Here is a 25,756-nt window from a genome sequence, read left to right as displayed (position 1 = left end):
TTGTGTGTCTATTTATTACGGCCAACACCGATCATAGCGCAGCGGAAACCAATCATTGCAGTAGCTGAATCCTGATCCAGGAATCGGCGAGTACCTGGTGATAACCAGTAAGCTACGTCGTTCCAGGAACCGCCTTTATAAACTCTAAGCTTATCGTCAATCAGCGACTGCTTATTCTTGGAGTCGTAATTCTTGGCATCATCCATATAACCATTCCGGCGAATTGGATTCAGGTCATTTACGTCCTGATAAGACAGCGGACGATAAACGTCATACACCCATTCATTTACGTTACCTGCCATGTTGTAGAGACCAAAATCATTGGCTGGATAAGAATAAATCTCCGCTGTGATAATAGCACCATCATTGGAACGCCCAGCAATACCGGCATAGTCACCGCGTCCACGCTTGAAGTTCGCCAGCATCTGCCCCTGTTTGCGGCCTTTCTTTGGATTCCGAACCGAAGAACCATCCCAGGGATAAATCCGCTGATTAATTTGATTCTCGTCCATGTATTGCGTTCCAATCAGGGCTTTGGCAGCATATTCCCATTCGGCTTCGGTTGGTAGTCGATAATCGGGCAGCACCATGCCACTTTCCAGGCTTGGTTTTGGCGGAGCTGTCGATGTCGTTGCTTCAGCAAGAGCAGGTTCTGCTTCTTTTTTCGATTTACGTTTTAGCGAGAAACCGCCCCCTTTTTTCTTGGTCCCTCCTTTTGCCAGTTCGTTATTGACAGCATTCGAGCGCCAAACAGCATAATCACTAGCCTGTACCCACGACACACCCACAACCGGGTAATACCGGAAAGCCGGATAACGAAGATATTGGGTAACGTAAGAATCGTTGAACGAAAGCGGGTTTGCCCAAACAGTTGTATCAGGCAATGCTGCTTTTACTACTTCTTCCGAAGAATCGCGTGTGATTGCGTTCAAATATTCGAGATAGTGAACGTTTGCGATCTCGGTCTCATCCATATAAAAAGACTGGATCGACACTGTGCGCTCACGGTTATCGCGGCTATTCATTACATCTTCTTCGAGAGCACCCATTGTGAACCGGCCACCTTCAACAAAAACGAGGTTTGGACCAGCTTTCTGTCCCGCAAATTTCTTTACCTGAAAACCGTCTTTCTGGTTGTAAGCAATCCCCGTCGCCGTACTCTTCTTCCCTGGCTGCACGCTGGTTGGGTGCTTGGACTTACAAGATGCAAGGGCCGCCATTGCCAGCAGCACATAAGCCACTCGTTGCAGGTGATACTTTTGAATCATTGCTCTATTTTGTGTAAAACGTAGGTGCAAAAATAATTTAAGATAAAGGATTTAAGATACACAATAAAAGACTTTCGGATTATTTGATTGATTATAGGTCTTTTATCTCATCTTCCCTCTCTCTTATGCTACTATTAACTTGTTAAATTCCCCATTATTTCATTGAGCTGCTCAACAGAGTATACGTTGTTGTGCGTGAAAACAAGGCGGTTTTTCGATTCCTTCAACGAACAGTGGGCTGGATTTCGTTTAATGTATTCAATTACCTTGCCAAACTGATCGGATTTGAAGAAGTCATCATTCCCGTTAGAAACGAAGTAGCCTTTAAGGATATTATTCTTAAGCGTCAGTTTTTCAAGGTACAACCGTTCGGCTTTCCAGCGAACGTTAACCATTTTAATAAGATTTTCGACCTCTTCCGGCATTGGACCGAAGCGATCGAGGACTTCCTGATGAAATGCCTGCAATTCTTCGGTGTTCTGGATACTATCTAACCGGGTATAAAGAGCCAGTCGCTCAGAAATATTGGAGACATACCGCTCTGGAATAACGACTTGTAAGTCAGTTTCAATGACGGTGTCAGGCAAGGCCAGCTTCAAGTCGCCAGGCTTCGTCTCAAACAGATCTTTAAATTCATTTTCGCGCAGTTCCTGAACGGCTTCATCCAATATTTTATGATACATCTCAAAACCGAGATCGTTCACAAAGCCACTTTGCTCGGCGCCCAGCAAATTTCCGGCACCCCGAATGTCGAGGTCGCGCATGGCAATTTTGAACCCTTCGCCCAGATCAGAAAAATCTTCAAGTGTCTGAAGTCGTTTTCGGGCATCTGACGTCATAACGGAGGGCGGGGGTGTAAGCAGGTAACAAAATGCTTTCCGGTTCGACCGCCCTACCCTACCGCGCATCTGGTGGAGATCTGATAAGCCAAAGTAATGTGCATTGTTGATCAGAATTGTATTAGCGTTCGAAATATCCAGACCCGACTCAATAATATTGGTGGATACTAATACATCGTAATCGCCTTCAATAAATCGTGTCATAACCCGTTCCAGCTTATCGCCGTCCATCTGACCATGAGCTACACCGATACGCGCTTCGGGAACGAGTCGCAGAATCAGGTTCCCAATCGATTCGATGTCGTTAACTCGATTATGCACAAAGAAAACCTGGCCACCACGCCGAATTTCATAGCTGATTGCATCACGGATAATGGTTTCATTAAATGGATGTACCTCTGTCGTAACCGGCTGGCGGTTGGGCGGGGGCGTAGCAATGACCGAGAGGTCGCGGGCACCCATGAGCGAAAAATGGAGCGTGCGCGGAATTGGGGTAGCTGTAAGTGTTAATACGTCTACTTCAACCCGCATTTCTTTCAGCCGATCTTTGGTTTTAACCCCAAATTTCTGCTCTTCATCAATCACTAAAAGCCCTAAATCCTTGAATTTGATGTCTTTATTGACAATTCGATGAGTTCCAATGAGAATACCGATCTCTCCTGAGCTGACACCTTTCAGAATTTCTTTCGTTTGAGCAGCTGTTCGGAATCGGTTGATGTAATCAATTTTAACCGGGAAATCGGCCATTCGCTCACTAAACGTCTTGAAGTGCTGCATGGCCAGAATGGTTGTAGGCACAAGCACAGCTACCTGTTTATTATCCGTAACTGCTTTGAAAGCCGCTCTGATCGCAATTTCTGTCTTGCCGAATCCAACATCACCACAGACCAGCCGATCCATTGGGTGTGGCTGTTCCATATCGTCTTTAACGTCGTTAGTCGCTTTGGCCTGATCGGGCGTGTCTTCGTACAGGAACGACGATTCAAGTTCAGCCTGCAAGAAACTATCCCGGCTGTAGGCATAACCGGGTGCGGTTCTACGTTTGGCGTAAAGGGCAATGAGCTCGCGGGCAATATCTTTTACCTGCTTTCGGACACGTGATTTTTTCTGTTCCCACTCCTGCGAACCCAGTTTACTCATGGTTGGCGGGCCGCCTTCCTTGCCGCTGTACTTCGCAATCTTATGCAAACTGTGGATACTGACCAGCAGAATGTCATTGTCGCGATAAATGAGCCGAATCGCTTCCTGCTCATTCCCGGCATGGTCTACTTTCTCTAATCCAGCAAAACGGCCAATACCATGATCGACGTGGGTAACGTAATCGCCTGGCTGAAGTGTCTTTAATTCGCGGAGAGTTAGCGCCTTTGACTTCGAAAACTTATCCTGAACACGGTATTTGTAATAACGATCAAAAATCTGGTGGTCGGTGAAGCACGCTATTTTAAGGGCCTCATCAATAAATCCCTCGCGCAAACCAACGTTCATTGGCTGAAATTTTACGAATGGATCAAGTTCCTCAAAAATGGTCCGAAGGCGGTCGAGTTGTTTGAATGATTCGGCCGCAATGATATTGGTAAAACCTTTCGACTGATTTTCGCCCAAAACATCGACCAATCGTTTAAAATCTTTGTTAAACGACGGTTGTGGTTTGGAGCTATACTGCTGTCTGCTTTCGGTTTTAAAATAGAATTTGCGGCCAAACTCGACCGTGCGGAACGTTTTTAACTCGTTTAAAAATGTTCGGCGGGTTTCAAACAGGTCGCCAGGATCAGCTACGATCTGAATTCCTCCGCTGTTTGCCAGAACTGTAGCGAAACTCTGTTCAGCTTTTTCGTAGCATTTCTCGATGATTTCGAGCGTAAATTCAACATCCTTTGCCCAGATGGTCGTGCCCTCGGGCAGGAAATCGAAAAATGGCTCGCGGGTTTCCTGAGTGAGCTTTGTCTGAATATTGGGAATAATATTGATGAAATCGACGGGATCGGTCGAAAGCTGGGATTCTGGATTGAATTTGCGGATACTTTCGACCTCGTCGTCGAACAGATCGATCCTAAACGGGAACTCGCTGGCAAATGAAAACACATCGATGATACCCCCCCGCACGGAAAACTGCCCAGCTTCATAGACAAAGTCTGTTTTTTCAAACTCGTAATCGTTAAGCAGTTCTGCAACAAAATTGGTATCCAGTTTCTCTCCTACCCGGATGGTTAGTGTGTTGGCCTGCAACGATCGCTTGTTAATAACTTTTTCTGACAAAGCTTCTGGATACGTCACCATCAATAGTCCATCCTTCGGAGCCGGATTGAGCTTATTCAAGACTTCAGCCCGCATCAATACATTCGCATTCTCAACCTCTTCGTATTGATAGGGCTTCTTATAGGACATCGGGAATAGCAACACTTCACGACCAAGCAGATTTTGCAAATCGTTGAAAAAATAAGCGGCTTCATCCCGGTCAGTCAGGATATACAGGTGATTACCACCAACCGATTTATAGATGGATGAGGCTAATACGGCATCCAGACTCCCTGCCATCCCTTTGATCTGTAAGCGTTGCGGCTCACTTGTAGGCTTGTGACTAAAGGGTTCGGCTAGTAGTTTTATATAACTATCGTCGGCATACAGGCCGAGCAAATCTTCTGGTTTCAAGCGACGTTCAGGTTGGAATGAGCAAACACGAAAAGCCGCTGGAAGGGTATTCCGGCGGCATACTAGTGTAACAGCAGGTTTTCAAAATTTGTTGCGTTAATAAGTTATTTCAACTCTGACATTTGCTTATAGTCAATACTTTCCTGATCCAGCAGCTTCCTGATTCGACTACTGTCTTCGAAGACAATAACTATTTCCTTTTTCTCGGTTATTTCATCGTCGTCATCGACCCATTTCCAGTCTTCGGCGGTAGCATCCAGAATACTTAACACACTGCCTAATTTTGCTGGGTCGCGTTCTTTACTGATAAACTCATTCGTGCTGGTTACGTAAATAACGATCCGTTCATCTTCCAGCCACTGCAAATCGTTGAGCGAATCGTTGAGCGCATCCAGGTTAAAACCGAAGTCTGGGATCTCTAGAAGGTCGGCAATTTCCTCGTAAAATAGACGAAGTGTCTGCGTCTTTTTGCCATCGATATGAGCTATAAAATCAGTCGCGAACAGGGTTTCAAGCTCGCGTTCAGACTGACAAATAAGTATGTTGGGAGTCATGTGTTTCTTATAAATTGGCAGTTCAACTACACATAAAAAAATGTTTCCACGTGGAACTGATAATCAAACAGTTATAAAATTATGTAACCAGTTAAAACCCGGTTACTTATGCATATTTGGGTAAATGATGCCTGCAAAAGTACAATTTACAGGACAAGAAAAAACCCTTCGTAAGGAAGGGTTTTCAATTCGTTTAGTTCAATGAGAACAATGGAATTCGGGCGGCCACCATATTGTGAAACATCAATTCAGTGATCATCGGCGTCATATATTTTATAAGTGGAAACTCCGAGATTGACTCCATAACTTCCAGCTCCGAATCGGCTTTGAAGATGCACCATAATTTCTGGCGATCTACTGAAAGTGAATAAGAGAGCAGGAAGCCTTTTTCCATCAATTCCTCCACTTTGAGCCGTTGGGCAGGAATCCGGTTTGTGAACCCATCATCCATAACAGCCGGAAGGTCAAATTCAACCATATACTGGCTCATAGGCAAATTTGTTAAATGTTGGCCGGACGATTAACTGTCGGCTATCAGCAAATTAACAATCTTTAGCTCATCTTCGTTAATTGTGTGTGGAAAATTTGGATACAATTTTGCCGTAACACTAGCTCCCAACTGTTGAAATACGCGCTCTGATTCCAGAACACGCTCTTTTGGTATATGAGCATCTCGATCACTACAGCCTAAAAAAATCGGTGTATTCCCAAAAGACCCCTCATACTGCCGTGGCGTTTCATCGGGACCGATCAGTCCGCCACTTAGACCAAATACACCACCATACTCGGTAGCGTTGCGAGCTACGAACTCCAGCATCAGACAGGCACCCTGCGAAAAACCAAGCCAGTAAATCTGAGGTAGCTTAAAATTAAAGTCAGCCTGTAACCGACCGCGCAGGCTAGCCAACACTTCGAGACCTGATGACAGATAGGGTTCGTTTTCCTGAACTGGCCTCAAAAATGAATAAGGATACCAGGTGTTACCCTGAGCTTCGGGCGCGATAAAAGCGAAATCCTTATCATTAATGTATTGAGATAACGACAGAATATCACTCGCTGATCCGCCCCGACCGTGAACCATGATCATCACTTTCGATGCTTCTTCGAGCGGCTTACCGGCAGTTCGGATGTTATTCGGGTTGTGAATCATAACCGTGTAAATGCAAAGGTTATTTTAAACGCGGAGCCAAAAGGACACAGAGCCATTACTGTGTAAAACACGTGTGTCTTTTAGACTCCGCATTCATCAATTTATTTGACGATAATCTTCGGTAATTCAGCTTCCAGCGCTGCCCGACGAGGTTCGTATTGAGCGGGTAATTTAAGGTTTGTTCCCAGTTCAGAAACGGGTTCATCGACGGCAAATCCAGGAGGGTTAGTGGCTACTTCGAAAAGAATACCACCTGGCTCACGGAAGTAAATGCTGTTAAAATAGTTACGGTCCTGCACAGGGGTGACGTGATAGCCAGCAGTCAGCAATTGCTCCTGAAGGATCAGTTGCGTTTCATCGGAATCGGTCGAGAAAGCCACATGGTGCACCGAACCTGCGCCCTGTAACGACCGCACATCAGTAGGAGAATGCAGGACATCTACGTAGTTTCCTGAACCGCCATTCGCAGCTTTAAACCGGAAACGGCCTTCCTCCTCCCCTACCAGTGTATGCTGTAGATTTTCGGTCAGCAGTTTTATGGTACGATCTGGATTTGATTCGTTCAGGGTGACGGTATGAAAACCACGCACAGCAAACTCAGCCGGAATTCGACCGTTGTCCCAACCAGGGCGTTGATCATCGTCATTAAAGACTAGTTCAATTCCCATTCCATCAAAATCTTCGAAGCGCAGATAGGTTTCCGAAAAACGTTTGTACGGACCAGCATATGGAATGTTACGTTCATGCAACCGGTCCATCCAGAAACGTAGTGATGCGATTGGTGCCGAAAAGGCTGTGTAGGTCAACTGGCCAACTCCCTTCCGACCGCGTGGTAAATTGCCATACGGGAAAAAGGTTAGTATCGTTCCAGGCGAACCAGTCTCGTTACCATAATATAAATGATACACATCCGGAGCATCAAAGTTGACCGTCTTCTTTACCAACCGAAGCCCCAGAATATCTGTATAATAATCAACATTTTTCTGTGTATCGCCTGCAAGCGTTGTAACGTGGTGAAGTCCGTTTATGAGCGTTTCCATGAATTTGAACGTGGTTAACTGGTTAACTAATTTTTACTTTTGAAAATTAATGTCGTTACATTTAATGTATATACAATTAAATATTGCAAAGAGTTCAACAAAAAAACCCGAGACGATAAGTCCCGGGTTTAGAGAAAAGGTAAGGGTATGCATTGCGATCATTATTCCATCAGGAATGGATAATCCTGCTGCATATACACATCTTTAAATGCTTCTTCAGGAGAAGGATAAGGTGATTCTTCAGCAAATTTAACTGACTCATCAACGATACCTTTAATCTTCTGATCAATAGCGGCAAGATCTTCTTCTGTTGCGTGACCCAGCTCTAGAATTTGACCCTTGATATGCTCGATGGGGTCACGTTGCTTGTATTGTTCAAGCTCATCTTTTGTCCGGTATTTCTGTGGGTCCGACATAGAGTGACCACGATACCGATACGTACGAAACTCAAGGAATGTAGGACCTTCACCAGCACGAGCGCGTTCAGCTGCGCGGCTAACCGATTCGTGAACCGCTTCGACGCTCATCGCATCGACTGGTTCAGATGGCATATCGTAGGCTTCTGCAAGGGTATATAAATCAGTTACGTTCGAGGTACGGGCAACGGATGTACCCATTGCATAGCCATTGTTCTCGACAACGAAAATAACCGGCAGTTTCCAGAGCATTGCCATATTGAACGCTTCGTGCAGGGCACCTTGCCGAACAGCACCATCGCCCATGAAGCAGATGCAGAGATTACCAGTCTTATTATATTTCTCGGAGAAGGCAATTCCAGCTCCCATCGGGATCTGTGCCCCGACGATACCATGACCGCCAACAAAGTTTACCGACTTGTCGAAGATATGCATTGAGCCACCTTTACCTTTGGAGGAGCCGGTTTGTTTTGCAAACAACTCCGCCATGATGGCTTTTGGATCAGAACCTAAGGCCAGTGGGATACCGTGGTCACGATAGGCTGTAATCCATTTGTCATCTTTAGTAAGGGCCGAATAGGACCCTGATGAGCAGGCTTCCTGGCCAATGTAAAGATGGCAGAAACCCCGAATTTTCTGTTGTCCGTAGAGCTGTCCGGCTTTCTCTTCGAATTTACGCTGTAACTGCATGGATTCATACCAGTACATATAGCGCTCTTTGGGGTGCTGTGTTTTTGCAGCTGCTGGAGCTTTGCCGTTCTGTTTTGCGGTTGTTCCCCGCTCGGATTTCTCTTTGACGCTTGCCATGAGGAATGAGTTCAATATAAATCAGCAATCGCTTTTAGCAACTTGATGAGACTCTGTTTACCTAACAAACCGCCTGTATCTTTGTTGCCAATATCAATTGCTCATTTAGTACACTTAACTGAATGAGCGATTAACTGCTGCGAAATTACGCATTATAGCGTTATGCAATACACCTATGCACCTGGAAAAGCTGAGCCTGACCAATTTTAAGAACTATGAAGATGGCCGGTATGCGTTTGGACGACAGGTGAACGTGATTGTCGGGCCAAATGGTAGTGGTAAAACGAACTTATTAGATGCCGTTTATTTTCTGGCATTGAGCAAAAGTGCGTTTCAGAGCCAGGACGCGTTGAGCATTCTGCATGATGCCGACTATTTTATTATAGATGGTATTTTTGAAGAACACGAGCGTACCGTACAAATTACCATTAGTTTACAGCGGGGGCAGCGGAAGGTATTGATGGCCGACAAAAAGCCATATGAACGCATCAGCGAGCACATCGGCCGTTTTCCGGTTGTGCTGGTTGCTCCGAATGATACAGACCTCGTGCGAGAGCATAGCGAAGACCGTCGTCATTTCTTCGATGGCGTATTATCGCAGCTCGATGCTGAATACCTTCGTAATTACCTGACCTATCAGCAGGTGCTTAAGCAGCGGAACAGCCTGCTAAAACTCTTTGCCGAACGAAACCAGGTCGACAATGATTTGCTGGATACCTACGACGAACCCTTGCTGGAACTGGGACAGAAAATACACGACCGTCGCCGACAGTTTGTGGAAGAGTTCCTGCCTAGTTTTCAGGCACACTATGCGTACCTGAGCGATGACCGGGAGACTGTCAGTATCGTGTATGAATCGGAGGTGAGCAATCCGGACTTTGCCGATGAGTTTCGCCATTTTCGCCGGCGCGATACGGTTTTGCAACGCACAACAATGGGTGTCCATAAAGATGATTATGCTTTCATGATCGGTGATCGTTCGGGCGAGCCGGTTGCTTTGAAAAAATTTGGCTCTCAGGGGCAGCAGAAAACATTCGTCATTGCGCTGAAACTGGCACAGTTTGATCAATTGCAGGCTGAGAAGGGCGTTAAGCCAATTTTGCTACTGGATGATATTTTCGACAAACTTGATGACCGACGCATCGGCAAACTCATCCAGCAGATGGATGAAGGGGCGTTCGGCCAGCTATTTATCACCGACGCCCGCCCGGAGCGTACGCGTGAATTACTTACTAATGTGAAAGCCGATGTGCGTTTTTTTCAGATTGGCGAATAGTATTTTTTCTATATAAGCAACTCGTCCAGTTTCTTTTATCTAATCTTTCTATCCCCGGAATAGGGCCTGAAGAGCCGCAAGTTCATCGGTCTTTTTCGGCGGTTCACTCCGGTATTTGGGCCGTTCGTCATATAACCAAAAATAAGCCGGAAACTCCGAACTATATTTGAGTTTCCAAAGTTCACCCCGTAAAAGTTCTATTTTCACATAATGAAAGAACGAATTCTGGCGGAGACTGAGCGATTGTTTTGGAAGTATGGAGTTCGATCCGTAACGATGGAAGATATAGCCAGGCAACTCGGCATTTCAAAGAAAACCATCTATCAGCATTTCGCTGATAAGGAACAGATTCTTTATCAGGTTATGCGCGACAAGATGGTTAAGAATCAATCGGAAATGGAATGCATGACCATTAAGACAGACAATCCAGTAGAGGAAATTCTGCATGTATTGACAATGATGCAGAAACATGCCGATCAGGTCAGTCCCAATTTATTGATTGATATTAAACGTCACTATCCACAGGCATTTGCGTTGTTCCGGCAGTATAAAGAACAACATATTATGCATTCTATTCTTGAAAATATACAAAAAGGTATTTCTCAGGGATTGTATCGGTCAGACATTAATCCAACTCTTTTAGCCCGTTTGCGGGTCGAACAAATTGAACTAGCATTCAACAATGAAATCTTCCCCACAGACCAGTATACGATGCTGGAAATTCAACATGAACTGATGCACCATTTTGTGCGCGGCATGCTGACAGAAAAAGGATTTATCATTTACAACCAGTACGTTAACCACCACAGTTATGATAACAAGGAGTACCAAGCGGACAGTAATGATCTGGCTCCTCAGCCTGCTGAGTAGTCCGGGTTTATTGTTAGCTCAGGACCGACAGAGTTTTTCGCTGAATGAAGCGATTCGGTTTGCCGTTGAACACAATATCAATGTTAAAAACTCGGTGCTGGATGCTCAGAGCGCCGAAGGTCGTATTCGTGAACTGAGAGGTGTTGCACTTCCTCAGGTGAGTGCTTCCGGTCAGGTAATGGATAATCTGATTATTCAGCGCGTGTTTCTGCCCGCTGTCTTTTTCGACCCTAAGGCATCACCAGATGCTCCTGCCGTTCCAGTGCAGTTTGGCGTTAATTACTCGGGAAGTTTAACGGGAAATCTGAACCAGCTCTTGTTCGATGCATCGTATCGACTAGGACTACGGGCGGCTGATACCTATCGGCAGCTGGCGCAGAAAAATATTATGGCTTCGAAAGTAACCGTTGCTGAGCAGGTGGCCAAAGCCTATTATAGTGTCCTGGTCAATGAGCAGCAATTGAAACTGCTGGATCTGAACATCAGTCGGGTCGATACACTCTATCAGAACACGCTCGGCCTGAACAAACAGGGTTTTGCCGAAAAGATCGATGTGAGCCGACTTGAAGTGCAGGTCAATAACCTGAAAGCAGAGCGGCAGAATGTACAGAATCTGATCGAGCTGAGTTATTATCTGCTTAAGTTTCAGATGGGGCTTGGCATAAACGACAACATTGCGCTAACGGAAGACATAAAGGACATCGACCTTGACGAAGTAGAACGGACAACGGTTCAGCCAGTAACTGAACAATTCGACTATAATCAACGGATTGAGTTTGCCACACTACAATCGCAAATCGAACTGGCTGATCTTGACGTTCAGAGCGTAGCCAAGCGGTACTATCCAACATTGTCGGCCTTTGCCAATTATGGCTACAATACGGGTAGGAATCAATTTAGCCATTTATTCACCGATGCCTGGTTTAACTCATCAGCCATTGGCATCAACTTATCGATTCCAATTTTCGATGGTTTTCAAAAGCGTTATCAGGCTCAGCAAAAGCGGTTTACGTTGCAGAAGACGCAGAATAGCAGTATTCTTTTGAAAAACTCAATTGATCTGCAAATTCGCCAGGCGTCGGTAACGCTCAAAAACAGTTTACAAACGTTGCGAACACAAAAACGCAATGTCGATCTGGCAAAAGAGGTTGCGCGGGTAACCAAGATTAAATATCAGGAGGGCGTTGGCTCGAACATTGAGGTGCTGGATGCTGAAAATTCGTTTCGGCAGGCGCAGAATAACTACTTCGTGTCGCTATACAACTTTTTGCAAACGAAAGTGGATGCCGATAAGGCTAGCGGTAAATTGTATTCTGGCCAGTAACCACCCCATAACACCCCTCCCACAACACGACATAAAAATAGATCTACAATGAAAGCATATTATGCCATTGCCTTAGCAACAAGTCTGTTAATAGCTTGTTCGCAGGAGAAAAAATCAGATTTGCAGGGTAAGCGTGATGAACTCGCTGAACTGAAAAAACAGGAAACCGAGCTGGCCACAAAGATCAAAACCCTGGAGGGCGATCTGGCAAAACTCGAGCCAAAAAAGGAAGAGGAAGCCCGCGTTAAAGATGTCACGGTAGCTCCTGTTTCGGCCACGACATTCCGTCACTTTGTTGAACTGCAAGGTACGATCGACGCAAAAAACAACGTGCAGGTTTCGCCGAAGTCGGGTGGGGTCATTACAGCTGTTTACGTCAAAGAGGGCGATAATGTTCGGGCTGGCTCAGCCATTGCTCAGGTCGATGACCAGATTTTGCGGGAGTCGATCTCCGAAGTGAAAACCCAGTTGTCGCTGGCAAACACAGTGTTTGAAAAGCAATCTGCGCTCTGGAAACAACAGATCGGAACGGAGATTCAGTATTTACAGGCTAAAAACAACAAGGAATCACTGGAGCGCCGTTTGTCAACGCTGAACGCCCAATTGGGTCAGTCTACGGTTACGGCCCCAATTTCGGGCGTTGTCGATCAGGTAAGTGTAAAGGTTGGTCAGTCGGCGGCACCGGGTATCGGTTTAGTTCGGGTCGTCAATCTATCGCAACTCAAAGTGGTTGCTAAAGTATCGGACACCTATTCGGGTAGCGTACGAAAAGGTGATGCCGTGCTGGTTCGTTTTCCGGATTTAAACCGGGAGTTGAATTCCCGTATCAGCTTCGTGTCAACAACTGTCGATCCACTGAGCCGGACGTTCACGATTGAAGCTCCCCTCCCATCCGATAATAGCCTGAAGCCAAACATGCTGGCACAGATAAAAATCAATGACAAAACCTTAGGAAATGCTATTGTGATTAACCAAAATCTGATTCAAAGTACAGAAAGCGGACAACTGGTTTATGTGGCGGTCAATGAAGGGGGCAAGAAAATAGCAAAAGCACGGACGGTGAAAACGGGTGAATCATACGGGGGCAAAATTGCGATTACGCAAGGATTGCAGGCAGGCGATCAGATCGTTACTGCCGGGTACCAGGATTTAGTTGACGGACAACCAATCAATTTCTAAGTGAGGTTTCAGTTTACGGTTTTTCAACTTTTAGGTTGATAATCGGGCATATAACTGGAAACTAAAAACTCATTTTTTTATGAAATTTGAACATTATAAAACCCTCGGATTCACCAACTGGTGCGTGGAGAACCGAACGGCGATTTACATTTTCACCTTCCTGATTACACTCGGTGGGTTGTTTGTGTATAATAATCTGCCGAAGGAGCAGTTCCCGGATATCAAAGTGCCGCAGGTGTACATCAATACGGTGTACGTAGGAACGGCTCCTGCCGATATCGAAAATACAATCAACAAGCAGATAGAGAAGCAATTGAAGTCCATTTCGGGCGTGAAGCGGATCAAATCGAATGCCTTGCAGGACGTATCGGTCATACTGGTTGAATTCAATCCGGATGTGCAAACCGCCGAAGCCCTACAGCGTGTTCGTGATGCCATCGACAAAGCGAAACCTGATCTCCCGCAAAAACTCGACTCTGGCCCGACAGCACAGGATGTGAACTTCTCCGAGTTTCCGATCATGAACATCAACATGGCCGGTAATTTCTCGCTGAAGCAACTCAAAGAATATGCCGAAGATTTACAGGACGCTATTGAAGCTATGCCTGAAATTCGGCGTGTGGACATCGTAGGTGCGTTGACGCGTGAGATTCAGATCAATGTCGACCTTCCCCGGATGCAGTCGGCGGGTCTGGCATTCACGGATATTCAGCAGGCCGTTCAGGGCGAAAATATTAACGTATCAGGTGGCGAACTGAACGTCGATGGTGTTCGCCGGACAGTGCGGGTAAAGGGTGAATTTACGGATGTAGATCAACTTCAGAACCTTCAAATCCGGACGGCAACGGGCGCAACCGTGCGGCTTGGTGATATTGCCGAAGTACGGGACAATTTCGAAGAGCAACAGGATTTTGCCCGTCTGAACAACAAGTCGGTTATTACTCTGAACGTTATCAAGCGCTCGGGAGCTAACCTGTTGTCGGCAGCCGATAATATTGAAAAAACCATTGAAGAATACCGGGACACGCGTTTTCCTCAGGGTCTTGATGTGAAGGTCACCGCTGATTCATCGGAACCAACCCGCGAAAATGTCAATGATCTGATCAATACCGTTGTGTTAGGTTTCATCTTCGTGGTATTGATCCTCATGTTCTTTATGGGGGTTCGCGATGCCGTTTTTATTGGCTTATCAGTACCTCTGTCGGCGTTGGTAGCGTTTGTGGTTATGCCAGTGGTTGGGCCCGTTGTTGGAACGGCTTTCACCCTGAATACCATTGTTTTATTTGCGTTCCTGCTTGGGTTGGGTCTGGTGGTCGATGATGCCATTGTGGTTATCGAAAACTCCCACCGACTCTTTAACGAAAACAAAGACTGGAACATCAAACAGGCCGTAAAAGCGGCCGCTGGTGAGGTATTTGTACCGGTGTTCTCTGGGACTCTGACGACAATTGCGCCGTTTTTCCCGCTGCTATTCTGGCCAGGTATTGTGGGCGAATTCATGAAGTTTCTTCCTCTGACGCTTATTTTAACCTTGTTTGCTTCGTTGTTTGTGGCTTATGTGATCAATCCGGTTTTTGCCGTAACATTCATGAAACGGCATGAAGACGATAATCACGAAGACAAACAGAGCTTTGATGAAATCAAGCGTCCGCTCATTATCATGACGGTGCTGGCGGGCATTGGCTACGTGATCGACCGGGGTATCGGAAACTTGTTTCTGTTGTTCATTATCCTCTACGTGTTTAACCATTACGTATTGACCCCCAGATTGATTCTTCCTTTCCAGGAGCGGTTGCTACCGGGTCTGAAGAATGGATACCGTCGCCTGATTTCATGGATTTTAACCGGTTGGAGGCCTGTAATCGCGATTCTGGCAGCCTTTAGTCTGCTGATTCTGACGTTCTTTATTACGGGAATTGCCCAGCCTAAAGTTATCTTTTTCCCGAGTGGAGAGCCCGACTATATTTACGTTTATAATGTAATGCCTGTCGGTACTGACGCACGCGTCACGGATTCGGTGACCAGAGTGATCGAAAAGCGGGTATTTAAAGTTCTCGCTGATAATAACGCTACTGATGTGGTGAACTCCGTGATCTCGAACGTCGGTAAAAACGCGGGCGACCCCTCAAATCCTGACCGATCGGCCACTCCGCAAAAATCGAAAGTGACGATTGCGTTTAAAGGGAACGAAGAACGAAAAGGAATCTCTACCGATTCGCTGCTGGCCAAAGTGCGGGTTGCCATGAAAGGCTTACCCGGTAGCGAAATTTCGGTAGAACGCGAAGCCAACGGTCCGCCAACGGGTAAACCCATTGCCATTGAAATTGCGGGCGATGATTTTGCCGAATTGAGTGCACTGGAAAAACAGGTACGCCAAAAGATCAGTAAGTCTGGCATTAAGGGAATCGATCAACTCAAATCCGATCTGATTACGAATAAACCCGAAATCGTTATCGACATCGATCGCGACAAAGCGGAACGGGAAGGTATTTCATCGGCGCAAATAGCGATGGCCATCCGGACAGCGTTGTTCGGCCTGGAAGTATCGAAGTTCCGGGATGCGAAGGACGAATACCCGATTATGGTTCGCTTGAAACCCGATGACCGGAGTCAGATTGACCGACTGCTAAGCCTGAATATTGTGTATCGCGACATGGTAACGGGCGGGCAATTGCGGCAGGTTCCGATTACATCTGTAGCCAATATCAGCTATTCGACAACGTTTAGCCAAATTAACCGCAAGAACCAGCAGCGTATCGTTACCTTAAGTTCTGATGTGGTGACAGGCTACAACGCCAATGAGATTGTAGCTGAGATTCAGCAGCTTGTGAATGATATGGAAGTGCCAAATGGCTATACCATCAAAATGGGTGGTGAACAGGAAGACCAGCAGGAGTCGATGAACTTCCTGGTTTCTGCATTCGGTATCGCTATTCTGTTGATCTATCTGATTCTGGCAACGCAGTTTAACTCAGTGGTAAAGCCATTGATCATTTTCACGACGATTCTGTTGTCGCTGATTGGTGTATTACTGGGCTTCATCATTACCGGGAAAACGTTCTCAGTTATCATGTCCGGGGTTGGTATCATTGCTCTGGCCGGTATTGTGGTGAAAAACGGTATTCTGCTCATTGAGTTCATTGAGGAGTTACGTGGTCGGGGTGTTCCACTGCGCGAAGCGATCATTGAAGCGGGCGGTATTCGTTTGACGCCCGTATTGCTGACAGCTTCGGCTGCCGTACTGGGACTGATTCCGCTGGCTTTTGGTCTGACTATCGACTTCGTTACGCTCTTCCGTGATTTCGACCCACACATGGTTATTGGTGGCGATAGCTCTGTATTCTGGAATATTCTAGCCTGGACAATCATCTATGGTCTGACGTTCTCAACCGTGTTGACACTGGTCATTGTACCGTGTATGTACTGGGTGAACGAGCGAATCCGGATGAAGTGGTTTGGTAAGAAAGATCCTGCCCTGGAGCGCAGAAAGCAACTTGAAGAAGAATTAGTTTAGGATTGGTAAGCAGAAAAACAGCAGTGAGCACAACGTTAATACCGTGCTCCCTGCTGTTTTTCTGTTTTTAAACTATTGCAACGAACCATGCGTTTGCCATACATCCATAAGAGCCCCCAATGAACCGTACAGCCTTATTTTTTATTCTGCCGGCAATTTTATTGCTCATTGATACGTACGTCTATCAGGCGATCAAAACGCTAAGCCGATCGGCGAGCGAAAGCACCCAACGAACAATTGCACTCATCTACTGGGGCTTTACGGCTATATCAATTCTATTATATGTTGTCATGCAGTTTCTGCCGCCTGACTCCATTAGCCGAAATACCCGTACATTTCTGTGGGCAACGATCGCCATTCCGTATTTCTCGAAAATTTTTGCCGTATTAATCATTTTCATTGACGACATCGGGCGATTTTTCCGGTGGATAGTCTCCCTATTCTACAAGCCAGAAGTTCGTGAGGCAGTTGAGGATACGACCACCAAGACTTTACCAGCCACCGATGCAATTCCCCGTTCGGAATTCCTGATGAAAACAGCTCTGGTTGTTGGAACAATTCCGCTGGTCGGTTTTACATGGGGTATTTTGTCTGGGGCACATGATTATCGTATTCGTCGCGTCAAGCTCCCGCTGAAAAACCTACCCTCAGGGTTCAATGGCATGACTATCGCCCAGATTTCGGATATTCATTCGGGAAGTTTCTTCAATAAAACAGCCGTGCGGGGGGGCGTTGAGATGCTCCTCGGGCAGAAACCCGATATTATCTTTTTTACGGGTGATCTGGTCAATAGCCATGCCGAAGAGGTGAATAGTTATATCGACGTATTTGATAAGCTGAAAGCTCCGTTGGGTGTTTATTCGACCCTTGGCAATCATGATTATGGCAAATATGTGCAGTGGCCGAGCGCCCAGGCCGAACGGCAGAACGTTATGAATGTGGTTGCCGCCCACAAACAGATGGGCTGGAATATTATGATGGATGAAAATAAGATTCTGGATATGAACGGCGATAAACTTGCCCTCATTGGTGTACAGAACCTTGGTTTCGGTCCGGCGGCCTTACGGGCAGGTAATCTGGCAAAAGCCTATCAGGGTACCGAAGAATATCCGGTAAAACTTCTTTTGTCGCATGATCCGACGCATTGGGATGCTGAGGTTCGGCCAAAATACCCGGATATCGACGTACAATTTAGTGGGCATACCCACGGAGCCCAGTTTGGCGTAGATCTTGGCGATGTAAAATGGAGCCCGGCGCAGTATTTTTATAAACAATGGGCTGGGTTATACCAGGAAGGTAATCAACGGTTGTATGTTAACCGGGGGTATGGCTACATCGGTTATCCGGGCAGAGTCGGTATTTTGCCGGAAATCACAATTTTTGAGTTAATAAAGGCTTAATCCGGTGAACGTGAAAAATGGGTAACTTGTGTGCGCAAAGCAGACAGCTTACCCATTTTTTATGGATCAGCCTAACTAATGCCTTACTCAGTCAGTTACCTTAATCTACTAAACTAATTATCACCAAACACTCATGAAAATCGTTTTCATAACCGGTCTTTCGTTTTTTATGTCGCTTGTTTCCTGGCTAACTCCAAAGCAGGAAGAGACGAAAATTCCACTTTGCCATACCAGTGGAAATGACATGTCGGCAATGGCGGCTGATCCCGCTTTTCAGCGCCTGCATGAAGCTCCCCTACCCTTTACCTACACGGGTGCTGGCGAGATGGTCAAATTTTCGACTCCCGACGGTCAGTCGGCCAATGGTTTTTTGTTGAAAGCCAAAAAGCCATCAGATAAGTGGTTGTTAGTGTATCAGGAATGGTGGGGACTCAATGACAACATCAAGCAGCAGTCTGAAACGTTCTACAACGATCTTAAGGATGTAAATGTCCTGGCAGTTGATATGTATGATGGGAAGGTTGCGACCGAACCTGCAGAAGCAGGTAAATTGATGCAGGCAGCTAATAAAGATCGGATAGGCAGTATCATGAAAGGGGCCATTGCCTATGCAGGTCCCAAAGCTGAATTTGCCAGCGTAGGCTGGTGTTTCGGGGGTATGCTGTCGCTGCAATCGGCTATTCTGGAAGGCAAGCAGGCTAAAGGCTGCGTCATGTACTATGGTCGCCCTGAACAGGACGTAGAGAAGCTGAAAACGCTTGAAACGGACGTGTTGGGTATCTTTGGTAGCCAGGACAAAGGCATTACACCAGAATCGGTAAAGATGTTTGAAGAAAACATGGGAAAAGCGGGCGAAAAAGTTACGGTGAAAATGTATGATGCAGGTCATGGTTTTGCTAACCCAAGTAATCCGGTTTACAATAAAGAAGCGGCTGCCGATGCCTACAAACTGGCATTAAGCTACCTGAAAGGGAAGTTAAAAGCGTAATTCACTCAGTCGAGTTTTATTAAAAAGGCCTGATCGTAGTACTATGATCAGGCCTTTTTAATAAAACTTTAACCACAATATCTACGTTTTAATTAAACGCAATGGGTGTAGGTCTGTCTAACTTACAAATCGGGTGAAAGCCCACCATGGCGATGAAAACGACAAAATGGAGTGCATTGGTAGCTGGTCTTTTGTTGGGAGTAGCTACTGTTAGTTTCGGACAGGGATATGGGCCTGGTTACGGTCAAACGTATCCGAATAATGGTTATAATCCGAACTACCCGAATGGGTACGGTAATGGATATGGTCAGAATTATCCGAATCCCAATTACCCAAATGGCTATGGTCAGAACTATCCTAATGGAAATGGCTATAACCCGAATTACCCAAACCCATATGGTCAATATGACCAGTATGGTCGGCCTTATCCGTCAGTGCAGCCTCCGGTCGTAATTGTTCCGCCACGGGTTGTACTTGCTCCCCCGGTCGTTGTAGCACCGCCGATTGTTGTCCGTCCCTATGCAAATTATGGGTACGGTTACGGGCACCGAGCCTGGCGTGGTGGTTACGGTAGACGGCGTTGGTAAACGGAGTCGACCTCAAACCAAACGGTTAATAGATGGTTCAACAAATAAACAGTGAACAGAAATCATGAAAACTATCAAATTAATGCCTATCCTAATGGCTGGTTTACTGGTTGTTCTGATGGCAAGCTGTGGCCCCGCTTATGTAAATACAGGAGTTGGCTATGGCCCTCGTCCTTATTATGGTTATGGTTATAGTCCTTATGGTTATGGATACCGACCCTATGGCTACTATCGCCCACCAGTAGTGGTAAGGCCACCGGTGGTAGTGCGCCCGCGTTATTCAGGACCACGTTACTACAATAGCCCGAACGCCCGTCAGGGTTATGGAAATAATGGTGGTGGTTATCGGGGCGGAGGACGCGCCAGAGGTCCGAGGTAGTCGCTATCAACCAGCAATAAAAAATCCCGGTACTGTCGAGTGCCGGGATTTTTATATTTCTATCGAATCTTACCTCGACTGGTTTAAAAAGTGGCTATAATCACCTGATTCGATGAGCGGCTTATCGTCTGACGGGTGATTATACAGGTATACCCAGCAGTCAATGAGAGTGCCTTTACAGCGGACAGGAACAATGGCCCGAACATATTCGGTTGGTGATTCAAATTCTGATCCAACTCCTTCATAATAGTCCAGATACGTAAGCACTGTTTCGCTGTTTTTACGGATATCATACACGGTTCCCCGTACTGTTGCTGTGCTGCTTCGGTCATAAACAGCACCCGGATAACTTCCCAGATCGAGAAGCTGACCCGGAAACCAGCCGTCGCCCATGTAGTGGGCACGTTGCCGAAGATATTGGGAAAATGCGTTGTCAAAAGTTGGTCGCAGTGTACCATACACGAACAGAAAAGTAGACGTATCGCTCATAATAAGCTAAATAATAGATTTTTAGCCATAATTGCGACTAAGAGCGCCAAATTTGCGTTATGGACAAAACAGGTTGAGGCTATGAAAAAGACGAAAATACTTTTACTGACCGCCGTGTCACTGATATTGCTTGAGGTGCCTATCGAAACAATGGCTGTTGCCAGTAAGAATACCACCGAAACAACGGCCATTGGGCGAAAGCGTAAAGGCTATAAACCCAAACGTGGAGGCCTGTTTAACACCGGATTATTTCGAAAGAAAAACCCCTGTGGTTGCCCGAATCATTAAGCAATTGTTAAGAAATAGGATTTATATTATAGTTAGGCCCTCCCTTGGGCCTTTTTTCGTTTTATTAGTTGTAAAATTCTGTGTTTCAGCGTAAAAATTCGTATCTTTGCGGCAAAATTAACTGTCTGGACTGTGATTCGTGTGATTGTTATGATTACGCTGATCTGGATCGATCATAGTTCATCAGGATAATCAGAAGACTATCAGTTCAGGACTGTATGCAAGCAATTCGCAACATAGCAATCATCGCCCACGTCGACCACGGTAAAACTACCCTGGTTGATAAAATTATTCATGCGTCTAAGCTCTTTCGGGATAATCAGGAATTTGGGGACCTGATCTTAGACAATAACGACCTGGAACGGGAACGGGGTATTACCATCGTTTCTAAAAACGTATCGGTTCGCTATAAAGACGTTAAAATCAACATTATCGACACACCGGGCCACAGTGACTTCGGCGGTGAAGTTGAGCGCGTTCTTAAAATGGCCGATGGCGTTTGTCTGTTGGTGGATGCCTTTGAAGGTGCCATGCCGCAAACACGCTTTGTGTTAGGTAAAGCGCTCTCATTAGGGCTGAAACCCATCGTCATTATCAACAAAGTTGATAAAGAAAACTGCCGCCCTGACGAAGTACACGAACAGGTATTCGACCTGATGTTTAACCTGGGTGCCACGGAAGATCAGCTCGACTTCCCAACTGTTTACGGTTCGTCGAAACAGGGGTGGATGGGACCGGACTGGAAAACACCAACCGATAACATCACATATCTGCTCGATACGATTGTTGAACACATTCCGTCGGCTCCTATCAGAGAAGGTCTGCCGCAGATGCAGGTTACGTCACTCGATTATTCGGCTTTCGTTGGTCGGATCGCTATCGGCCGCGTACACCGTGGAACGCTGAAAGAAGGTGCCAATATGGCCCTTGTAAAGTCAGATGGATCGATCAAGAAAGTAAAAATAAAAGAATTACACACTTTCGAAGGGTTAGGTAAACTCAAAGTTTCGGAGGTTCAGTGTGGTGACATCTGTGCGGTTACGGGTATTGAAGAGTTTGAGATCGGAGATACACTGACTGATGCTGATACGCCCGAGGCACTTGCTCGGATTTCGGTGGATGAGCCGACCATGAACATGTTGTTCACGATCAATAACTCGCCATTCTTTGGTAGGGAAGGAAAGTTTGTGACCTCTCGTCACCTGCGCGACCGGCTTTACAAGGAAATCGAAAAAAACCTGGCTCTGCGCGTCGAGGCAACCGATAGCGAAGACCGATTCCTGGTATATGGTCGCGGCATTCTTCACTTGTCGGTATTAATCGAAACAATGCGTCGTGAAGGATACGAATTGCAGGTTGGTCAGCCACAGGTTCTTTACAAGGAAGATGAGAACGGTCAGAAACTGGAACCCGTTGAGACCCTTGTTGTCGATGTACCGGAAGAAACTGCTGGTAAAGTAATCGAACTGGCTACGCAACGGAAGGGTGAACTGCTGATCATGGAACCGAAAGGCGATTTGCAACATCTGGAGTTTGAAATTCCGTCACGTGGGTTGATCGGTCTGCGCTCGAACGTATTGACTTCTACATTTGGTGAAGCTGTCATGAGCCACCGTTTCAAAGAATATCAGCCGTATAAAGGTGCAATTCCTGAGCGGATAAACGGCTCGCTGATTTCAATGACCAGCGGTGTTGCTACGGCTTACTCAATTGATAAACTTCAGGATCGGGGCTCTTTCTTTGTTGAACCCGGCGACGAAATTTATACAGGCCAGGTAATTGGCGAACATAACCGCCAGAACGATATCGTTGTAAACGTGCAAACGGCAAAGCAATTGACCAACATGCGGGCCTCTGGTTCGGATAATAACGTTAAGATTGCTCCGAAAATCTCGTTTTCTCTCGAAGAATCGATGGAATACATCCAGAAGGATGAATACCTGGAAGTAACGCCAAAGGCGATGCGAATTCGTAAAATCTACCTGGATGAGAACGAGCGCAAACGCAATCAAAACAAGTTCGCCATGGCCTAGTCTGGGTTGAACTTAACTAGCTTGATACTAAAAAAGCCTCTCAGAATTTTCTGAGAGGCTTTTTTAGTATTGGTTATTTCCTAAAGAGGTTGCACTAATCGAAAGGCAACAGTCTGTTTGATATTATCTGGAACAACTTTGGGTGTTGTAGCATAACCAGAATTCGATAAGGCGGCTTGTGCGGTAACATATGCGGTCTGTCGGTGAGTGTGGCGATAACCTGCTACAAAGAGCGTTATCCCAACTACAATCATGGCCATTTTTCTCATAACGTTTTTTATATCACTCAAAAGTTGATTTTCACTTGTAAACACCGTCGGTTCTAACACCGCTACCTCACTGGCCATAGAATCCGGAAACTGCCCACCAAAGCCACGCGATAAGCCACCTGTTGCCTGTTGTTTAGGTTCAGAGGGAAGAACGTCCCAATTTTCCTGCTGATGTGAATGCCAGTATACAGACTCCATAGTTCTTCTCTTTAGTTCGTTAGCTTATCGTTTGATTGCGAACACCCATCAAGGTTTAAGACAATAAAACATATTGAACCGTTGTAACCACCTGAAAATATTTTCCTGAAGCAGAATTGCACTGGAAAAATAGATCCTGTTCCACTAATAGCCCCTATAAATCAACGAAATTGAACTCAGAGACCGGAACCTATAACACAGCAGATGCACGAATTGTTAGGCCATCTGTGTGAATGGTATATAGTGAGACGCAAATTAGTCATTTGGTCATCCTTAAAAACTAATTCCTAATCGAACGGTCATTCGATTGTATACCCGCGTTTCATGTTTGGCGAGTTCATTCCAGAAAAGCGGTTTATCGGCCTCTGCTTCCTGACGTTTATAGCTCAATGACATAATGAAATTGGCGCTGGTTGGCTTTCCAACCCGAAAGCCAATACCCGGCGAAATCACCCAGCCGCCCGTTGTTTTATAGCCGCTGGGATCTTCATTCAACCAGGTAAATCCCCAACCTGTATCGAAGCTGGAGAACACCCGAAGGTTTTTCTGCCCCGGCCGGGCAAGGTCATATCGGACACCAGCGCACACGGGGATGAGCAATGCCGAATTATACCAGTCAACCCCGATCGTACTGCCAATAGCTAAGCGTGGCCGTAACTGAATGCCGTTGAATGACTGAGCGGTGAGATTAACGCGCTTCGACACCGATTCAGCAGCTTGTATACCATATCGAACCTGCCCAAAAGAAGCACCGAGCTCCGTCATATTTGTAAAAACAGGCTTGAATCGCTCAGTTTGCCCAGCGACTAGTGTAGGCACTAGCCCCAACAGCATAAGTAGTATCTTTTTCATGGTAGCAAAATGCGATTTAGTAAGGCCGGTTAACCGCAATTTTGCTGATCTGCCGCAGCTGAGCCGGATTCGTATAGTCGAATTGGTAGAGTCCGTCGCGACCGATCATGAGCAGTGTTTTGTCAAGAGGAATGACGTCGTAGGCATTCATGCCGGTCAGATGCTCCCGTTGTTTGATATCCAGAGCCGATTGTGCATCGAACGTTTTTAAGCCGTGTACTCCTTCGCAGATAAAAAGGTTGGGAAAGTCAATGCCCAGGCCATGTGGATTCTGCATCGGATAACTTTTAAGCAGACGTGGATTCGTTAGACTGGTTATGTCGACAACGTCTAATTGATTGGTAAAACCACCACATTGTGTCCCATCACGCAGGGTCACATAGGCAATGTTATCGTGAACCACAACCGGGTCGCATACCCTTGCGTGCTGAAACGTTGATAAATGGACAGGATTGGTCGGGTTCGCATTATCATAAATATGCATGCCCGTCTGGGAGCCGATAAACAATTTATCCTTATACGGGAAAATGGTTTCTATGCCCCAGCCCATCGAAATGCGGCTACGAGGTGTTGGTTTAGCCGCGTTCTGAATGTTGAACAACTGCATATCAGATTGACTTACCGTATACAGAAAATTGTCGTAGAGAGCAAATCGTGCCATCGAGCCGGCTGTCCCGTTGGTATTTGGAGCTGCTGGACTTTTTGATCCACTACTTAACGCATCAAAGACAAAACAGTTTGGACAATTGTTCGCCCACTGCCCTACGGCATCACAATCGGTTTTAACAGTTTCTGTTACGTAGTCGACCCGTTGGTCGCTTAACATAACGGTTTGTGGATTGACACTCCACGAACCACCCTCAAACTGTCCGCTGGAGAAAATAGACTCTACACGACTCACCTCCTGGGGGTGGGTTGGATCGCTGATATCAAAGGCAACCAGATCCATATAGCTATCGGCGTAGAGGATATTGTTTCGGACAGCCATATCGCCATTCCCCGGAATGCGCAGGAATGCTACCGGCTCTGGCGATGCAGGATTTCTGTTATCAATGAGATGAATTCCTTCTTTAATCTCGTTGATGAACAAATAACCGTCTTTAGTATAAATCTTGCCAGGGTTCTGTAAAGTTCGGGCGTCTTCGACACGAACACCCTCGCGAACCTGGCGCAGGGTAAGCGTAACGGGTGTAAAGCGTTTAAATGTGCGGGTTTCTTCGCATTTGTCCGTGCAACCTGTTAACGCAAAAATGGACAGCACGAACAGGAAAAGTAAACGATTCGCTTTCATAGGCTTAAAGAGTTGAGGTTTTAATTGCAAGACCCTCAACGTATTGAAAGCGTTGGTGTACTCGATAAATAAAATTACCCGGCTGTCCTGATTACG

General features: G+C 46.1%; 23 protein-coding genes. 11 read left to right on the top strand and 12 right to left on the bottom strand.

The features are described from left to right. Positions 1 to 8: 8 nt before the first annotated feature. From G8759_RS01795 to pdhA, 7 genes are all read right to left on the bottom strand, one after another. Complete coding sequence (locus G8759_RS01795; RefSeq protein ID WP_167204665.1) at positions 9 to 1,268, bottom strand: SUMF1/EgtB/PvdO family nonheme iron enzyme; 1,260 nt, start codon at positions 1,266 to 1,268, stop codon at positions 9 to 11. A 134-nt stretch (positions 1,269 to 1,402) separates the two neighbouring features. Continuing rightward, a complete protein-coding gene (gene mfd, locus G8759_RS01790) occupies positions 1,403 to 4,756 on the bottom strand; it encodes a transcription-repair coupling factor (protein ID WP_167204662.1) in 3,354 nt (1,117 codons plus the stop codon). A gap of 104 nt (positions 4,757 to 4,860) precedes the next feature. Then, complete coding sequence (locus tag G8759_RS01785) at positions 4,861 to 5,310, bottom strand: barstar family protein (RefSeq protein ID WP_167204660.1); 450 nt, start codon at positions 5,308 to 5,310, stop codon at positions 4,861 to 4,863. Positions 5,311 to 5,503: 193 nt separating this feature from the next. Next, positions 5,504 to 5,800 carry a muconolactone Delta-isomerase family protein gene (locus G8759_RS01780; RefSeq protein WP_162385875.1) on the bottom strand — a complete coding sequence of 99 codons (297 nt, stop codon included), beginning with the start codon at positions 5,798 to 5,800 and terminating at the stop codon, positions 5,504 to 5,506. Positions 5,801 to 5,830: 30 nt separating this feature from the next. Continuing rightward, positions 5,831 to 6,460, bottom strand: coding sequence for an alpha/beta hydrolase (locus G8759_RS01775; RefSeq protein WP_167204657.1), 630 nt, complete (start codon positions 6,458 to 6,460; stop codon positions 5,831 to 5,833). Between the two features lie 101 nt (positions 6,461 to 6,561). After that, positions 6,562 to 7,500 (bottom strand): ring-cleaving dioxygenase, encoded by a 939-nt coding sequence (locus G8759_RS01770; protein ID WP_167204655.1) that lies wholly within the window; start codon positions 7,498 to 7,500, stop codon positions 6,562 to 6,564. Between the two features lie 161 nt (positions 7,501 to 7,661). Continuing rightward, complete coding sequence (gene pdhA / locus G8759_RS01765; RefSeq protein ID WP_167204653.1) at positions 7,662 to 8,723, bottom strand: pyruvate dehydrogenase (acetyl-transferring) E1 component subunit alpha; 1,062 nt, start codon at positions 8,721 to 8,723, stop codon at positions 7,662 to 7,664. A gap of 175 nt (positions 8,724 to 8,898) precedes the next feature. On the opposite strand from pdhA, the gene recF reads away from it, so the two are divergent. After that, positions 8,899 to 9,999 carry a DNA replication/repair protein RecF gene (gene recF, locus G8759_RS01760; RefSeq protein ID WP_167204651.1) on the top strand — a complete coding sequence of 367 codons (1,101 nt, stop codon included), beginning with the start codon at positions 8,899 to 8,901 and terminating at the stop codon, positions 9,997 to 9,999. A 48-nt stretch (positions 10,000 to 10,047) separates the two neighbouring features. On the opposite strand, the gene G8759_RS01755 is transcribed toward recF, so the two are convergent. Beyond that, positions 10,048 to 10,206 carry a hypothetical protein gene (locus G8759_RS01755; RefSeq protein ID WP_167204649.1) on the bottom strand — a complete coding sequence of 53 codons (159 nt, stop codon included), beginning with the start codon at positions 10,204 to 10,206 and terminating at the stop codon, positions 10,048 to 10,050. Between the two features lie 3 nt (positions 10,207 to 10,209). Between G8759_RS01755 and G8759_RS01750 the strand changes: the two genes are divergently transcribed. The 8 genes from G8759_RS01750 to G8759_RS01715 all read left to right on the top strand — a co-directional run bounded on the left by G8759_RS01750 (position 10,210) and on the right by G8759_RS01715 (position 20,240). After that, complete coding sequence (locus G8759_RS01750) at positions 10,210 to 10,869, top strand: TetR/AcrR family transcriptional regulator (protein WP_162385869.1); 660 nt, start codon at positions 10,210 to 10,212, stop codon at positions 10,867 to 10,869. Then, positions 10,841 to 12,193, top strand: a complete 1,353-nt coding sequence (locus tag G8759_RS01745) for a TolC family protein (RefSeq protein WP_167204646.1) — start codon at positions 10,841 to 10,843, stop codon at positions 12,191 to 12,193. The genes G8759_RS01750 and G8759_RS01745 overlap by 29 nt, the downstream gene beginning before the upstream one ends. A gap of 48 nt (positions 12,194 to 12,241) precedes the next feature. Beyond that, positions 12,242 to 13,372: an efflux RND transporter periplasmic adaptor subunit gene (locus tag G8759_RS01740; protein ID WP_167204644.1), complete on the top strand. Its 1,131-nt coding sequence runs from the start codon at positions 12,242 to 12,244 to the stop codon at positions 13,370 to 13,372. A gap of 79 nt (positions 13,373 to 13,451) precedes the next feature. Then, positions 13,452 to 16,886 carry an efflux RND transporter permease subunit gene (locus tag G8759_RS01735; RefSeq protein WP_167204642.1) on the top strand — a complete coding sequence of 1,145 codons (3,435 nt, stop codon included), beginning with the start codon at positions 13,452 to 13,454 and terminating at the stop codon, positions 16,884 to 16,886. A 119-nt stretch (positions 16,887 to 17,005) separates the two neighbouring features. Further along, on the top strand, positions 17,006 to 18,286 hold the full coding sequence (locus tag G8759_RS01730) for a metallophosphoesterase (RefSeq protein WP_167204640.1): 1,281 nt from the start codon (positions 17,006 to 17,008) through the stop codon (positions 18,284 to 18,286). A 133-nt stretch (positions 18,287 to 18,419) separates the two neighbouring features. Next, positions 18,420 to 19,274 carry a dienelactone hydrolase family protein gene (locus tag G8759_RS01725; RefSeq protein ID WP_167204638.1) on the top strand — a complete coding sequence of 285 codons (855 nt, stop codon included), beginning with the start codon at positions 18,420 to 18,422 and terminating at the stop codon, positions 19,272 to 19,274. Between the two features lie 152 nt (positions 19,275 to 19,426). Beyond that, positions 19,427 to 19,861 (top strand): hypothetical protein, encoded by a 435-nt coding sequence (locus tag G8759_RS35645; protein WP_197933076.1) that lies wholly within the window; start codon positions 19,427 to 19,429, stop codon positions 19,859 to 19,861. A gap of 64 nt (positions 19,862 to 19,925) precedes the next feature. Beyond that, positions 19,926 to 20,240 carry a neuropeptide-like protein 29 gene (locus tag G8759_RS01715; protein WP_167204101.1) on the top strand — a complete coding sequence of 105 codons (315 nt, stop codon included), beginning with the start codon at positions 19,926 to 19,928 and terminating at the stop codon, positions 20,238 to 20,240. A gap of 69 nt (positions 20,241 to 20,309) precedes the next feature. On the opposite strand, the gene G8759_RS01710 is transcribed toward G8759_RS01715, so the two are convergent. Then, entirely contained in the window at positions 20,310 to 20,729 is a 420-nt protein-coding gene (locus G8759_RS01710; protein WP_167204636.1) for a gamma-glutamylcyclotransferase family protein, read from the bottom strand. Between the two features lie 81 nt (positions 20,730 to 20,810). On the opposite strand from G8759_RS01710, the gene G8759_RS01705 reads away from it, so the two are divergent. Both G8759_RS01705 and typA read left to right on the top strand, forming a co-directional pair. Next, on the top strand, positions 20,811 to 21,017 hold the full coding sequence (locus tag G8759_RS01705) for a hypothetical protein (RefSeq protein WP_167204634.1): 207 nt from the start codon (positions 20,811 to 20,813) through the stop codon (positions 21,015 to 21,017). A 218-nt stretch (positions 21,018 to 21,235) separates the two neighbouring features. Continuing rightward, positions 21,236 to 23,050 carry a translational GTPase TypA gene (gene typA, locus G8759_RS01700; RefSeq protein WP_167204632.1) on the top strand — a complete coding sequence of 605 codons (1,815 nt, stop codon included), beginning with the start codon at positions 21,236 to 21,238 and terminating at the stop codon, positions 23,048 to 23,050. 80 nt (positions 23,051 to 23,130) lie between these two features. Here the strand turns inward: typA and G8759_RS01695 are convergent, their stop codons facing one another. The 3 genes from G8759_RS01695 to G8759_RS01685 form a co-directional block, all read right to left on the bottom strand. Further along, positions 23,131 to 23,517 carry a hypothetical protein gene (locus tag G8759_RS01695; protein ID WP_167204630.1) on the bottom strand — a complete coding sequence of 129 codons (387 nt, stop codon included), beginning with the start codon at positions 23,515 to 23,517 and terminating at the stop codon, positions 23,131 to 23,133. A 273-nt stretch (positions 23,518 to 23,790) separates the two neighbouring features. Continuing rightward, complete coding sequence (locus tag G8759_RS01690) at positions 23,791 to 24,369, bottom strand: hypothetical protein (protein ID WP_167204628.1); 579 nt, start codon at positions 24,367 to 24,369, stop codon at positions 23,791 to 23,793. A 16-nt stretch (positions 24,370 to 24,385) separates the two neighbouring features. Beyond that, complete coding sequence (locus G8759_RS01685; protein WP_167204626.1) at positions 24,386 to 25,660, bottom strand: LVIVD repeat-containing protein; 1,275 nt, start codon at positions 25,658 to 25,660, stop codon at positions 24,386 to 24,388. Between the last annotated feature and the right edge of the window lie 96 nt (positions 25,661 to 25,756).

This window comes from Spirosoma aureum, assembly GCF_011604685.1.
Taxonomy (GTDB): Bacteria; Bacteroidota; Bacteroidia; order Cytophagales; family Spirosomataceae; genus Spirosoma; species Spirosoma aureum.
The sequence above is the reverse complement of the archived record's forward strand: the minus strand, read 5'-3'. Positions and strand labels throughout refer to the sequence as shown.

Coding starts and splice junctions, on each gene's coding strand:
- G8759_RS01725 (WP_167204638.1), top strand. CDS start 18,420: ATGAAAATCGTTTTCATAACCGGTCTTTCGTTTTTTATGTCGCTTGTT.
- G8759_RS01685 (WP_167204626.1), bottom strand. CDS start 25,660: ATGAAAGCGAATCGTTTACTTTTCCTGTTCGTGCTGTCCATTTTTGCG.
- G8759_RS01705 (WP_167204634.1), top strand. CDS start 20,811: ATGAAAAAGACGAAAATACTTTTACTGACCGCCGTGTCACTGATATTG.
- G8759_RS01785 (WP_167204660.1), bottom strand. CDS start 5,310: ATGACTCCCAACATACTTATTTGTCAGTCTGAACGCGAGCTTGAAACC.
- G8759_RS01745 (WP_167204646.1), top strand. CDS start 10,841: ATGATCTGGCTCCTCAGCCTGCTGAGTAGTCCGGGTTTATTGTTAGCT.
- G8759_RS01780 (WP_162385875.1), bottom strand. CDS start 5,800: ATGAGCCAGTATATGGTTGAATTTGACCTTCCGGCTGTTATGGATGAT.
- G8759_RS35645 (WP_197933076.1), top strand. CDS start 19,427: ATGAAAACGACAAAATGGAGTGCATTGGTAGCTGGTCTTTTGTTGGGA.
- G8759_RS01750 (WP_162385869.1), top strand. CDS start 10,210: ATGAAAGAACGAATTCTGGCGGAGACTGAGCGATTGTTTTGGAAGTAT.
- G8759_RS01770 (WP_167204655.1), bottom strand. CDS start 7,500: ATGGAAACGCTCATAAACGGACTTCACCACGTTACAACGCTTGCAGGC.
- G8759_RS01710 (WP_167204636.1), bottom strand. CDS start 20,729: ATGAGCGATACGTCTACTTTTCTGTTCGTGTATGGTACACTGCGACCA.
- G8759_RS01690 (WP_167204628.1), bottom strand. CDS start 24,369: ATGAAAAAGATACTACTTATGCTGTTGGGGCTAGTGCCTACACTAGTC.
- G8759_RS01795 (WP_167204665.1), bottom strand. CDS start 1,268: ATGATTCAAAAGTATCACCTGCAACGAGTGGCTTATGTGCTGCTGGCA.
- G8759_RS01735 (WP_167204642.1), top strand. CDS start 13,452: ATGAAATTTGAACATTATAAAACCCTCGGATTCACCAACTGGTGCGTG.
- pdhA (WP_167204653.1), bottom strand. CDS start 8,723: ATGGCAAGCGTCAAAGAGAAATCCGAGCGGGGAACAACCGCAAAACAG.
- G8759_RS01740 (WP_167204644.1), top strand. CDS start 12,242: ATGAAAGCATATTATGCCATTGCCTTAGCAACAAGTCTGTTAATAGCT.
- recF (WP_167204651.1), top strand. CDS start 8,899: ATGCACCTGGAAAAGCTGAGCCTGACCAATTTTAAGAACTATGAAGAT.
- typA (WP_167204632.1), top strand. CDS start 21,236: ATGCAAGCAATTCGCAACATAGCAATCATCGCCCACGTCGACCACGGT.
- G8759_RS01695 (WP_167204630.1), bottom strand. CDS start 23,517: ATGGAGTCTGTATACTGGCATTCACATCAGCAGGAAAATTGGGACGTT.
- G8759_RS01730 (WP_167204640.1), top strand. CDS start 17,006: ATGAACCGTACAGCCTTATTTTTTATTCTGCCGGCAATTTTATTGCTC.
- G8759_RS01775 (WP_167204657.1), bottom strand. CDS start 6,460: ATGATTCACAACCCGAATAACATCCGAACTGCCGGTAAGCCGCTCGAA.
- G8759_RS01715 (WP_167204101.1), top strand. CDS start 19,926: ATGAAAACTATCAAATTAATGCCTATCCTAATGGCTGGTTTACTGGTT.